Source organism: Haloarcula mannanilytica, assembly GCF_005406125.1.
Taxonomy (GTDB): domain Archaea; phylum Halobacteriota; class Halobacteria; order Halobacteriales; family Haloarculaceae; genus Haloarcula; species Haloarcula mannanilytica.
Genome location: NZ_BIXZ01000017.1, coordinates 1 through 13,404, shown reverse-complemented (window position 1 = coordinate 13,404; position 13,404 = coordinate 1). Strand labels below are relative to the sequence as shown.

The window sequence follows — 13,404 nt, the reverse complement described above, 5'->3', positions numbered from 1 at the left end:
ATCCCCATCGTCTAATTACCAGAGATACCGTCTGAGACCGTCTTGATACCGGACTGGATTCCCTCTTGAGGCTCTGAATTGTGTGCCCAGATATCGACCAGCCAGGTATACCAGTTCTGGGCGTTTGGATCACCGTTCGGAACCTTGGGGTGGTAGAAGTATTTGTCGTTTTCCGCCATCTCGACGTACTTACTGAGTGTCTTGTCGTAATACGGGCTGTTCTGGAACGCATCAGATTCGTAGATGCTGTTTGCGGCCGGGAGGTGCCCAGCTTCAGCTCCCCACGAGGGGTTTTGCGTGGTCATCCAGTGAGCGACCTGAGCGGCGATTTCCGATTTCGCGTCGCTGCGACTGTCCTTCTTCGGGAGGACGATTGAGTGGCCGTCGGCCCACACCTTGTCCTGTTGCTTGTTCGGACCGACCGTCGGTTTGAAGAAGCCCCAGTTGAGGTCTTCGACTCCAGACAGGGCCGCCACGTACCAAGTTCCGTTCATCGCCATCGCACAGTTACCGTTCTGGAACGCGTTATTACCCCACGTATCCTCGCTCGTCGCGGGAGCCCATCCCATGTCGCCGGTCATGTCCTTGAAGAGCTGGGCGATGTTCTGTCCGGCCTCGTTGTCGAAGGTGGGGTTCCACTCCTCATCGTAGAGACTACCGCCCTGTTGTTTGACCCACGTACTCCACGTTCGGAACGAACCGAAGCCGTCGTTGTACGGCGACTGAGTGAAGGCATGTGAGTCAGTGTTCTGAGCCACGGCATTACCCGCCTGCTTGAACTCCGACCAGTTCGTCGGCGGACTCTCCGGATCCAAGCCCGCCTGCTCGAACAGGTCTTTGTTGTAATAGACACCGATGGGGTGCATGTCCATCGGCAGTGCATTCACGTTGTTATTGACGGTGACCAGGTTCCAGTGGCTTTGGGTGTAGTCACTCTTAAACGACGACGTATCGACGTACTCTCCGATTGGGTCAAGTCCGCCGGCCCACGTACGCAGATACGCACCGTGCATCACTGCCATGTCGGGGGCTTCTCCGCCCGAAAGAGCGGTAAAGAGCTTGTTGTAATACTCGTTCCACGGGGTTCGTTGACGATTGATTGTCACCTCGGCGCTTGTATCGAGGGGCTGTTCCTCGTTGAATTTCTTGACGATACTCTCCATAATCGGCCCTTCGCCGCCGCTGAAGAGTTCCCAGAAGGTGATCTCGTACGACTCACTTCCGGCTTGGCCGGTGCTGCCACCATCACTGCCGTCACCGCCATCGCCGCCATCGCCACCGTCGCCACCGCTACACCCGGCAAGTGCGACGGTCCCGCCGACTCCGACCGATTTGATGAATTTACGACGCGTCTCTCGAATGGCGTTCTTACGACCCATATGGAATCGGTTAAACCATCATAATTATTAAACCACCTATATAGGTGATTATTGCCCCAAATACCCGGAGCCTGCGACCGTGCAACCGACTCGGCGGGGAACGTTACGTAGCCCATGCACAGGGCACCGATTTGCATCATTGTTCAGTCACAACAATTATTACGTAGCTTGGCCACAGCCCCAGTATGAGCAACGTTAGTATCGAGAATGTCCGCAAGGTGTACGATGGTGACTCAGAAGTCGTGGCCGTCGACGACGTCAGTTTCGAGATCGCCGACGGGGAGTTCCTGACAATCGTCGGTCCGTCCGGGTCCGGGAAATCTACACTGCTCCGGATGATCGCCGGTCTCGAGGATATATCCGGGGGGACGATTCGTATCGGTGACCGTGCGGTCAATGGCATCCAACCGCAGGACCGCGATGTCGCGATGGTGTTCCAGAACTACGCCCTGTATCCACATATGACGGCCCGGAAGAACATGAGTTACGGGCTGAAATTGACAACGGATCTCCCCGACAGCGAGATCAATGAGCGCGTCGAGGAGGCCGCCGAAATGATGGGCGTCAAAGACCAGCTCGACAAGCGACCCGGGAGTCTCTCCGGCGGGCAGCAACAACGGATCGCCACCGGACGAGCGATCGTGCGGGAACCCTCAGTCTTCCTCTTCGATGAGCCGCTGTCTAATCTAGACGCCAAACTTCGGCTCCACATGCGGACGGAGCTACAGCAGCTACAGGACAAACTTGGGACGACAACGATCTACGTCACCCACGATCAAGAGGAGGCGATGACAATGTCCGACCGTATCGCTGTCATCGATCAAGGGACACTGCAACAGATCGGCACCCCGGACGAGATCTATCACCAGCCGAAGAACCTGTTCGTGGCCGATTTCGTCGGTAGTCCGCCGATGAACCAGTTCAAGGTCACGTTGTCCGGGTCGACCCTGGTCGGAGGTGGATTCGAATACGATCTCTCGGAAGATCTAGTCGCACACATCAACGAACATGCTGATGGCATCGACGAGTTCGTCCTCGGCATTCGGCCGGAGAACATCAGGCTCGCGACCGGCGACGAACCCAACGTCATCAGCGCCCACCTGGATGTCCGTGAACCGGTCGGCTCGGACAACTACCTCCACATGGATATCGACGGCGAGGAATGCTGGGTTCGAGTTCCCGGTGGGGTTACTCCCGAGACAAACCGGAAACACGAAATCGTCTTCGACGAGGAACACATCCACCTCTTCCGGCAGTCAGACGGTGTGAATATCCTCGCCCAGGAGAGTTCAAAGCTCGAAGCCACGATCAAGGACTGAGTATCACTACCCCGGATGAGAACACGCGGCTACGCGTTCGGTCATGGTGGACCAGCGTACGTTTAGCGCGCCACAGAGATGCGTTTGACTTTCGGCACGGCTGTTACCATGTGTGTGGGTGAGTTGCGAATATCGCTACTGTCTGTACGATTCCCGGTTCAGAATCAGGGAACACCTTGCAGAGCCTTGCTGGATAGTAAAGGCAGTGTCTGTCTTTGTTTGTACTCGGCGTTCGACGTGGTAGCAAAAGGAATCACCAGGAAGCACAATCCGGAATAGCTCGTCAGTTTAGTTCACCATTGCTGAACAGAAAGATATAGAGTTCTACCAACGGTTCAAGCAGTCAAAGAGCTCTAATACCCGATTCCGTCCGATAAAGCCAAGCTAGTCACTTGAACCGAGGGAGAGACCCTATCCGATATTACATTGGTTGTTGGCATAGTATCGGATAATTATTCACAAATAGGAGAGAAAAATAGCTTATCGTTGAGAGGGCAATTCAAGGTGATCGATATGAACTGCTAATTAGCGCGCCGCGAGAACGAGTGTTCAGTAGAATGGGATGGTTGTTTGTTCATCTATGTTGAAAACTATGCTATATTTTGGATAGCACATTCAGGCCACGGATGTCTCGATAAACAGTCCAACCGGACCTCTCATAGCCGAAAACCCGAGAACGACGAGGGTGCCTCATCAGTAGCGATACCGGATATAGTTCAGGACATAAGATAACGAGTGTACTCATGTTATTTTCTTCGACAGAATTCGTAGTGTTGTAAAAAGCTCCAAGATACAGCTATCTGTCGTATATCTAGTCAGATTGTAGCTATTATTAGAGTTCTATGAGTGGATCACAGCTCAGGAGTGTTATATTATTCTCACTGGCCCAGATTCTCGATTGGAAATGGGAATTGTGTCCTGAAGCATAGGGGTGTATCGGGCCTTCCTCACGAGTACCGTAGTGGACGGATAGAAATTCAGGACTTTAGATATCGACAGTGAACCGGGCCGTGATATCTCGGGACGACCTGCCGACGTAAACGGTGTTGGTTCCGTCCGCGACGGTCCAGCCGGCGTCTTCGTCGTAGTACTCGAAGGCGTCGTCGTCGATCCGGATCGTCACTGTCGTCGACTCGCCGGCCCCGAGTGAGACAGCCGCAAACCCTGCCAGTTCGCGGTCGGGGGTCTCAACAGGTGCCGCTCCCTTGTCGACATAGACCTGCACGACTTCCGTCCCAGCCCGGCCGCTGACGTTCGTGAGGTCGGTCGTAATCTCGAACCCAGCGGCCGTCTTGGAGACAGCCACCTCATCGTACTCTATCGAGGCGTAGGACAGTCCGTGCCCGAACGGGAACAGGGGCTCTGTGTCATGCCGGTCGAAATGTCGATAGCCGACGAAGATGCCCTCGTCGTAGGTCGCCACGTCATCAGTCCCGGGGAACGCTTCTTCGGACGTTGCCGGGTAGTCAGCCGCCGACTGACCGAACGTGACCGGCAACCGACCGCCGGGATCAGCGTCGCCAAAGAGGACATCTGCGAGGGCTACACCGTCTGCCTGTCCGGGATACCACGTCTCCAGCACCGCGTCGACGGCGTCCAGCCACGGCATCTCGACCGGCCCGCTGGTCCGAAGCACCACGACGGTCCGTTCGGCGGCGTCGGCAACAGCGGCGATCAGATCGTTTTGTTCCCCGGGGAGTTCGATATCCGGACGGTCCCTGAACTCCGTCGCGTCGTCCTGAGCGACGACCACCGCGCAGTCGGCGTCGGCAGCTATCGAGACGGCGGCGTCGATGCTCGCGTCGCTCTCCTCGGGGGCGGCGTCGCCGTCGTCGAAGAACGACGACTCTTCGATGCTCGGAACGCCGCGCTCAAAGGTCACGTCGCTTGCCCGCTCCGTCAGCCCCGCGAGCGGACTCGTCTCGGTGAAGGGAGACACCTCAGAGGAACCCCCGCCGCCTAGCTTCGCGGCATCGGCGTTCGGCCCGATGAGGGCAATCGAATCGGAGTCCGAAAGCGGAAGCGTTCCGTCGTTTGTCAGCATGACTGTCCCGTCGATCGCTACGTTCCGAGCGAGCTGCCGGTGATCGGCCGTATCGAGCGCACTGTCGTCGGAGCGGTCGCCGTCGGCGAAACAACCGATCGACGCCATGACCCCGAGCAAACGCTGGAGTTTCTCATCGACCACCGCTTCGTCGACCTCGCCGGACTCGGCCGCCTCCTGCAGGGGAGCGCCGAAGTACGCCGGCACGTCCGGGATCGGCGGGAAATCCCCCTCGTCGTCCGACCCCTCAACCTGGTCGACGACCTCCTCGGGAACGTACTCGGAGAATTCGACGCCGGGCATTTCGATGTCCAAGCCGGCGCGTGCGGCCGGAACAGTGCTTCGGGTCCCCCACCAGTCCGACACCACGAACCCATCGAATCCCCATTCGTCTTTCAGCACGTCGGTGAGGAGCCGTTCGTGTTCACCCATGTAGACACCGTTGACGCGGTTGTACGCGGTCATCACCGAGTGAACATCGGCCTCCTCGACTGCCGCGCGGAACGCGGGCAGGTAGATCTCACGCAACGCCCGTTCGCTGACATCCGCGCTGACCTCGTACCGGTTCGTCTCCTGATTGTTCGCGGCGTAGTGTTTCACCGTCGCGGCGATGTCCTCCGACTGGATTCCCCGGATCGTGCCGACGGCCAACTGCGCGGTGAGGTACGGGTCCTCGCTGTAATACTCGAAATTACGGCCACCCTGTGGGACCCGTACGATGTTGACACCGGGTCCGAGGATGACATCCTGACCGTGTGCCGCCGTCTCCCGACCCAGCGCGGCACCGAACTCGCGTGCGAGGTCGGGCCGCCAGGACGCTGCCAGCGCGATTGAGGACGGGAACGCCGTCGCCCGTTCGCCCATCGCACGCACGCCGAGCGGTCCGTCGACCATCCGCAGCGACGGGATACCGACCCGCTCGTTTCCGGGCAGGTAGCCTGTCGCTTTCCCATCGGGATCGGTCGTCCCGTGGACGAGTTCGATCTTTTCCGCCAGTGAGAGCTTCTCGACGAGCGTCCGGGGATCGGCCTGGTGCTTGTTTGACTCGGACATACACTACCTTAGAATAGCGTCATATTTAATGGAAGGCTTCAGACTGGCGGCGATCCATCCTGGCGAGCGAACGATAGTATCGCCAGACTCACCGTCAAGTATGGGCGTAGACGATATAGGTTTGGGTCGCCCTAAATTAGATGTATTATTCGAGAGAGTGGACCTACTTAACGAAGAAGCTGCAAAGATGACTTCAGATATGCAAATTTAGTTGCTTATTAGACGTTTTCAAATCTCTAAAAGTGATTTTGGTGAAATAGTATCCAGATATGGACCGGGTCAGTAAAACGATTTCTCGCGCGCTATCGACCGCCGCGACAACTCAGACCTCCTCGAATACCCAGATCTGATTGGCGCGTCCCTCCCAGCCGCCTTCGACGATGTTGGCCCCGTCAGCCGTCGACCCATCTTCGACCTGTAAGCGTCCGTCGTCCGATTTGATCTGGTGGCCGTTCTCGTAGCGTTCCAGCGTGAACGACTGGCCGGACCCCTGCTGGGCGTTCTCGCCCGAGACAGTGAGTCCGCGTCCACTGTGTTCCGCGACGATATTGGAGGCGTAGACCCGCCAGCCGGTATCCTCCCGATCATCGACGTTGACGGTCCACTTCTGGTGTGGATCGTCGTTCCAGGTCCCCTGCTGGACGTTCGCGCCGCCGGATTCGGAGCCGTCGGCGACCTCCATGACCTTCCCGCTGTGGGCCGCGACAATGCGATAGGTCCCGCCCGATTCGACATCCGGGACGGATTCCTCCCAGATAGCTTCCCGGTCGAACTCGCGGTCGGTCGTCCCCTGTGGCCGGTCGACGACGTACTCCAGTGTCAGCGGCTGGCCGGGGTCAGTTCGCCAGTCGAAGACTAGGTCCCACTGGTCGCCGGTCCACTCGAACCACTCGTCCCAGGCGAACGCCGCATCAGTTTCATCCATGGGCTGGGCGCGGACGGAGAGTGATGACGCTCGGTGGGTCGTCACCGCCTCGACGCGTCCGGCCTCCGGCCCGCCGGAGTCGAGCGTGACGGTCCCCGAGGCGATTCCGCCGCCGACGTTCCGGTCGACGATGGTCGTCTCGGAGCCGACCTCGATCAGTTCTTCCGTCCCGCCATTGCGGATATCGTTGTCGAGGAATCGGTTGTGCAGGCACGCGCCCCGCTCTCTGATCGCGTGCGTTTGGCTTCGTTCGTCCTCCGGCCGCTCGTCGACGATACGGAGGTTACCCAGCGAGATGGACTCGTTGATCTCCGACGTAGTCCCCTGTAGGCCGATAGACCAGATGTTGACGCCGGGGCCGTCGACATTCTTGATGACGCCGCCGAGAATATTGACGTTCCGTACGTCCACGAGCAGTATCCCCGCCTTGCGGCCGCCGTTGATGTTGACCTCGCCGACAGTCACATCCCGAGTGCCGGTGATGATCGACACGCCACGGACGCCCCCCCGGCTGACGACGCGTCCGCAGGTGACGTTCCGGCAGCCGTTGGCCAGTCTGAAGGTGGCGTAATCGAACTTCGGGTTCTGCCCGATGACCTGTCCAACTGTTGCGTCGAAGGTCTCGTTGAGAAGCAGGACAGAACTCCCCGGATCGACGCCGATGACCTGTCCGATCTGGATGCGGGTAACATCGTAGGTTTCGATGCCGTGATGACCCGTTTCGGCGACGTACGCGGTGTCTATCTGTATGTCCTCACAGCCGCCCTGGATGCGAACCCCCTGTACCGTGACCCCCTCGATCCAGAGGTGGCCGAGGCGGATCTCCGAGCAGTCGTCCAAGAACACCGCCCGGCTTGCCCCGCCCGACACGGTCAGTCGCGGTATCTCGACGTTTTCGGCCCCGACCGCAGAGAATAAGTCGTCAGTTTCGCCCTCAATCGTAATTTCGCCGGCCACGTCGACAGTCGTGTGGCTCGGGATGTCGACGCCGGTGACCTCATCGTCGGCGTCCACCACGCCGCTCGATGCGACAAGCACGCTCTCAGCTGTACTGCGGCCGTCACTCAGACTGTCCACGGCGGCCTGTATCGCGGCCATCAGTTCCTCCTCCGCGGCGACGGTCCCGTCCGACCCATCAACCTGATACACGTCGTCGGAATCCCGCCAGACCACGACATCCGCTTCGCGTGCGCTGGTATAGAGGTGGTCGGGATCCGCACCGGAGAGGTTCATCAAGCTGTTTCCGCCAGCGTCAACGTCGGCCTCCCAGGTGTACCATGGCTGGTTCCCGTTGCCATTCCCATTCCCGTTACCCTCGCCACCGTTTCCGTCCTGCTGACCGAGTGCCTGGGTGCTCCCGATGGCACCGAGACCGGCGACGCCGATGGCAGCCATCATCGCCCGCCGACCGAGCCGCAGTCCGTTCGATTCGATACCTGTCCCTTCGCATCCCTCGGAATCGTTTTCGCGCGTCATAGTATTTTGCGACGTGACAACACGCCGTAACTACCCATCAGACCCCCATGAATTATAATTTGTGATTTGTAATAGTTCTATCACAACTCACGTTGGTGATAAACCGAGTCCAGATCAATAGACAGCTCCCACAACGGCAGCCACACAGTCCGAGATACTATTCAGTATTAAACAACTTCTATCTACTATATTTTGAACGGGGAGACAGCTCATAATCACCGTTATCGGGAGTGCGTCAGTACAATAGACCGATTTCTGTGGGGTGGGAATTGTTTTAGATAAGCTACTATTCGGAAGTGTGATCGAACAGTGTTCCGAGATGACCGGATTTACTGGGCTGCTATCTCTCTCGAACCACGCTACACGGTCGATTTACGGCATGACCGACCGGCCACTCACTGACACACGCCGAGTCCCGGTAGTGGACGTTGGCTGTTGATCCGTTAGTTTCCGCCGGTTCCTAACAGATGTACGGCTGTGATTCTGACGCGTCGATTGCGTCAGCAGCCGCCAGGCAACGGATTCACTCCCTCACAGTTCTGTCCTGTATTCGGACGCTGCCATCATACCTCGTGCAAGACACAGAATCAAGAATTATCTACACTTATTTTGAATGAAAATTCAGTAAAATCGAATTTCGTTCGAAGTCAGCAGTTTGTTATATATACTGTGTTCGATTTCACATCCTTGGCTGGATCGAGATTCGCACCACCTGTCGATTGGTACAGTAATCTCGGTCGAGACCACAGAATCACTGGATCCAAAACCGGTAGATATCGGGCACCAGGAACGGAATATACATTAACAATAATATTATATAGGGGGAGTTAGATATGCCGAGCATGCGACGTGACAGCAGGAAAACCACGAATAGCCGGGCTTCCGCCAGCAGATTCTCCCGTCGGCAGTTCGTCGCCTCCATGGGCGCGACCGGAGCGGCATTCGGGTTAGCAGGGTGTTCCGGGACTGGCAACGGCGGCGGCGAGGACGGACCTACCGGTGCCACTGAACAGACCGCGACGGATATCGAATACGACGGATCCGACGTAACCGTCGAATACAGTACGGCCCCGCTGTTCGGCAACAGTGCCGACGCGTTGAAACAGACCCTGTACGATGTCGGACTCCCAGAGAGCATCGATATCAACTTCACGACGACAGTCTGGGGCGCCGACGATCTGCAGGACCGGTACAACCAGATCTTATCGGCCGGGCGGGCGACGCCGGACCTGATGCTGACGAACTTCGCGTACACCCCGTTTTTCGCCCCTCGAGAGTGGCTGCTGGACCTGAATACGGTTCTGGGCGAGGAGAAACTCGCCGAGTTGGACGACCACACCGAGGTAATCGTCGACTCGATGACGTGGGACGGCGGGCTCTACGGCTTCCCTCAAATAATGGGGATCCCGACCATCGTCTATCGGAAGGACCTCGTCGAGGCGGCTGGCTACGACCCCGAAAGCCAGAACTGGGCGACAGAGCCCCTTTCCTGGGATCACTTCGCCGAGGTCACCGAGGCGACGATGGCTGAACACGGTACCGACCACGGCTACACCACAGCGTTGAATCAGCGCAACGCCGGGAGTATCACCGGGTACGAGCACCTCATGACCAACGGCGGGAACTACTTCGGCGATGTTGAGAACCAGAACGGACCGATAGGCGACCGGCCGGTGACGCTTGACGATGACCGGGTCATCGACACGCTGCGTCAGTTGCTGACCTTCATGTACGGGGATGACACGGAACACGCAGTCGACGGGCTCGCCGGTGGCATCCTCCCAACCGAGTCGCTCGGGTGGGATACGAACCCCGCGCTCCAGTCGTTCCAGGCCGGCGAAGCAGTGTTCCACCGGAACTGGACGTTCGCCATCGCGAAGTTCGGCGCCGACGGGGAGTTCGGCCAGGATCTCGGGGTGATGCCGTACCCTTACGGCGTCACCGAGTCGAACGCGAAATATGCGGGCACGGGCGGTTCCCAGGCGAAACTCGGCGGTTGGCACCTCTCCATCAACCCCAACACGGAGAAACTGGCCGCGACCATCGAAGTTCTCAAAGCGATGACCACCGACGAGTATTACCTCAAGGTGTTCGAGGTGACGGGCGAAGCGCCACCGAAGCCCTCGCTCATCGAGCAGTCTGACAACGTCCCCGTCGTAAACCGCTACCTGGACACGCTCCAGTACCAGGCGAAAAACCAGTTCGCCCCGCCAATCAACGCCGTCTGGGATCCACAGAAGGCGGCCATCGGGCAGGAGTTCCACGCCTGTCTCAATCGAAACAAGTCCCCCGCGGAAGCCGCTGCCGCCGCGCAAGACCAGATCGAACAGATCGAGCGACAGGAGTCATAAGCCAGCCCTCTCTCCGAAGCCTCTGGAAGGAGGTAGGTACACACAAATTCCGATAGAATTGGATTGTAGAGCGAAATGTATAATTCGATTTCGTAATATTCTACTGTGAAATTTGCATTTACGTATTCATATACAGTGAATATAATTATATATTCGTTATTTCGTAAGTATGTTCGGTACAGACTCAGTATTCATTCCTGATTCCTTCGCTTTCATTCATCGGGGCCGAACTGATGACAGCCGAACCTCTCTCTGTTCTCCGGCTGCGCACAGAGGTAATCCAGACGCTTTTCCATTTCGGACCGCGACATGCCCGCTTGGCTGTCCTGTGACTCGGCGAGTCGGTTTCGACTGGCATTGAGCAGTTTCTCTTTCTTTTCCAGTTTCGAAACGAGCGTCTCAACGTCCTTGTTACGGGTTTCTAATTGCGTACTGAGGTTTTCCGCACGGCTTTGTGCGGTCGCTCGATCCTCCCGGGCCTCATTCAATTCGTCCCGTAACGCCTCGTTTTCAGCGCGGAGCTCATCGTTTGTCGTCTGTATATCCTGTGCCGAATCCTGGAATGCAACTGTTGTCCCGACTGTACCACTGGCGGCTACCACAACGACAACAATCACCCAGGAACTGATATTACGTGCGAGGGAGCTCACTGGAGACGGACCCCCGTTGGGACCTGATTTCGATCTCGACGCTTGTTCCAAGACAGTATCATCAACGGCTGACGAAGCATGTACCAGCCTGATTGATTTATACTACTAATCGTAGTTTCCAGTTGGTTACATTTGAACGGTAACAGTGTCCCAATAGGACATCGACACTGGCACTGAAACGTGCTCGCACGTCCTACAGATATAATCGTATAGGTGTCAATTCAAATTTATAAACTTCAGACATACCAGTTGCTTTCGAGGGATGGGAGAACAACGGAGCCGAGGCAATCGACTGCTGACCGGTGATTTTGCCGTCGTCTTTCGATACCGTGGCAATCCAAGGCAAGCTTTTTTTCCGTCCTTCATAATCCAGAGTTGTGACTTCGATATCGACGCTTCGAGCGGTGAGTCGAGCAGCAAGCAAATACTTCGTCGTCTGGGTCATCATTCTGGCAGGGGTTGCGCTCGTCAGGCCGGAGCCGTTCGTCCCGGTTCTAGACTATGTGACCCCGTTGCTCGGGATCATCATGCTCGGGATGGGGCTGACACTCCAGCCGGAGGACTTCCGCCGGTTGGTCGAAGAGCCGGTAGATATCGGCATCGGCGCTGTCACGCAGTGGCTGGTAATGCCTGCCGCTGCGTACGGACTGTACGTCCTGCTTGACCTTCCCGATGCTGTCGGTATCGGCCTCATTCTGGTTGGAGCCGCCCCCGGCGGGACCGCATCGAACGTAATGACGTATCTCGGCAAAGGCGACGTGGCGCTGTCCGTCGCTATCACGACGCTCACGACGCTTGCAGCGCCGATCGTGATGCCGGCCTGGGTGGTGTTCACTCTCGGGGAGCAGATCAACGTCACCTTCGCCGAGATGTTCCAGAGCATTGTCCAGATCGTCATCATTCCGGTGTTGCTCGGATTTACACTCCGATACTTGCTGGACCGCTATTCGCCCAAAGCCGCTGAAATCGGAACCGACGTGTTCCCGGTGATCAGTGTCGCCGCTATCGTCGCAATCGTCGCGGGTGTCGTCGGTGCGAACGTGGACAATATTCTCACGGCCGGCCTGCTCGTGTTGGTGGCGGTCGTCGCCCACAATGCCATCGGGCTTGGGTCGGGATACGGTGTCGGTCGGGTCACCGGAATGCCGACGGACCGCGTCCGGACCTGTGCGTTCGAGGTGGGACTGCAAAACAGTGGCCTGGCCGTCGCATTGGCGACGACGCTGTTTGAGCCTGCGGCCGCCCTCATCCCCGCGTTGTTCAGCGTCTGGCACAACATCACCGGGCCAGCACTGGCGAGCTTCTTTAGCTGGCAGGACGACACGCAACAGGCAGTTGGCGCCGTACCGGGTGACGACTGAGCTTCGGTTTCCCGAGATGGGAGCGGTGTAGTAGGGGCGAGAAGTATCGCTTCGGGGGATTTTCATTACTGTGGCGTACAGGTCATGGAATTGGTGGCACGCCCAATTTGGGCGAGTCAAGACAGCGCACAGACGGACTGAGTAGTACAGTGAACAGCATTAGCAACCCATACTTGTAGAAACGGTCTGCGAATCGATGTTTCCGTTGCCATCAATACGGACCTCTGCAAACCGGGAATTACAGTCGAAATGAGCAGTCGTTACTGGGTACGTACCAGTCGTCTGCGTTGCTTCGTCGGTCACTTTGAGGAGGTAGCCCGGAGAGCGAATTTCCAGCCGAACTGTCCCGTTCGGCGGAAGTGTTTCTGTCTGGGTTACGAGTGATGAGTGACTCTGGTTATGTATTAATTCGACAGCGACAGTTCGGTTCGTCGGGCTATCATTCCAGATCTGAATTGGGAACCTGTCTCCGGCTCCATCGACCTGGATGACGGTCGTGGGTTCGGCTTTCGTTCCCTGGTATGGGGCGGGAACAGAGGGATCAATCGTTGGCGTGTCAGATATCGTTACGTCGGGCGGATCACTGAGGTGCGAGAGAGTGGGAAACAAGAACACTGAAGCTACGCTGCCGGCACTGATAATGAGAAAGACCGTAAGAAGCGGACGGATATTCATACTACAAGCGACTTCCTTCTGTGCGCATCTGTTTTTTGGTTGTTCGCTCTTGCGAAGGAGATTGTTGATAGCGAGAGCTGCGGCTGAAAGTCGAAGAGGGCAAGGGCACCGCGCCAGCGGTGCCCGATATGTTCCCAATACGCCGGTTCGTGTCGGAATCGGCTGCAGCGG

At 57.5% G+C, this 13,404-nt stretch carries 7 protein-coding genes; 3 read left to right on the top strand and 4 right to left on the bottom strand.

The window, feature by feature from the left end; all coding sequences use genetic code 11:
• Positions 1-11: 11 nt before the first annotated feature.
• Positions 12-1,379: an ABC transporter substrate-binding protein gene (locus Harman_RS20360; protein WP_137685516.1), complete on the bottom strand. Its 1,368-nt coding sequence runs from the start codon at positions 1,377-1,379 to the stop codon at positions 12-14.
• Between the two features lie 185 nt (positions 1,380-1,564).
• On the opposite strand from Harman_RS20360, the gene Harman_RS20355 reads away from it, so the two are divergent.
• On the top strand, positions 1,565-2,698 hold the full coding sequence (locus tag Harman_RS20355) for an ABC transporter ATP-binding protein (RefSeq protein WP_137685515.1): 1,134 nt from the start codon (positions 1,565-1,567) through the stop codon (positions 2,696-2,698).
• A 985-nt stretch (positions 2,699-3,683) separates the two neighbouring features.
• Here the strand turns inward: Harman_RS20355 and Harman_RS20350 are convergent.
• Together Harman_RS20350 and Harman_RS20345 are read right to left on the bottom strand one after the other, a co-directional pair.
• A complete protein-coding gene (locus Harman_RS20350; RefSeq protein WP_137685514.1) occupies positions 3,684-5,795 on the bottom strand; it encodes a beta-glucosidase family protein in 2,112 nt (703 codons plus the stop codon).
• A 322-nt stretch (positions 5,796-6,117) separates the two neighbouring features.
• On the bottom strand, positions 6,118-8,196 hold the full coding sequence (locus Harman_RS20345) for an RICIN domain-containing protein (protein ID WP_137685513.1): 2,079 nt from the start codon (positions 8,194-8,196) through the stop codon (positions 6,118-6,120).
• A 920-nt stretch (positions 8,197-9,116) separates the two neighbouring features.
• Here Harman_RS20345 and Harman_RS20340 point away from each other — a divergent pair.
• Positions 9,117-10,547 carry an ABC transporter substrate-binding protein gene (locus Harman_RS20340; protein WP_137685512.1) on the top strand — a complete coding sequence of 477 codons (1,431 nt, stop codon included), beginning with the start codon at positions 9,117-9,119 and terminating at the stop codon, positions 10,545-10,547.
• 212 nt (positions 10,548-10,759) lie between these two features.
• Here the strand turns inward: Harman_RS20340 and Harman_RS20335 are convergent, their stop codons facing one another.
• On the bottom strand, positions 10,760-11,197 hold the full coding sequence (locus Harman_RS20335; protein WP_235007286.1) for an Atg14 domain-containing protein: 438 nt from the start codon (positions 11,195-11,197) through the stop codon (positions 10,760-10,762).
• A gap of 404 nt (positions 11,198-11,601) precedes the next feature.
• Between Harman_RS20335 and Harman_RS20330 the strand changes: the two genes are divergently transcribed.
• Entirely contained in the window at positions 11,602-12,558 is a 957-nt protein-coding gene (locus Harman_RS20330; protein ID WP_137685531.1) for a bile acid:sodium symporter family protein, read from the top strand.
• The last annotated feature ends 846 nt before the right edge of the window (positions 12,559-13,404 follow it).

Excerpts from the sequence above, each read along its gene's own strand:
- Harman_RS20340 (WP_137685512.1), top strand. The coding sequence starts at position 9,117 with ATGGGCGCGACCGGAGCGGCATTCGGGTTAGCAGGGTGTTCCGGGACT.
- Harman_RS20360 (WP_137685516.1), bottom strand. The coding sequence starts at position 1,379 with ATGGGTCGTAAGAACGCCATTCGAGAGACGCGTCGTAAATTCATCAAA.
- Harman_RS20345 (WP_137685513.1), bottom strand. The coding sequence starts at position 8,196 with ATGACGCGCGAAAACGATTCCGAGGGATGCGAAGGGACAGGTATCGAA.
- Harman_RS20350 (WP_137685514.1), bottom strand. The coding sequence starts at position 5,795 with ATGTCCGAGTCAAACAAGCACCAGGCCGATCCCCGGACGCTCGTCGAG.
- Harman_RS20355 (WP_137685515.1), top strand. The coding sequence starts at position 1,565 with ATGAGCAACGTTAGTATCGAGAATGTCCGCAAGGTGTACGATGGTGAC.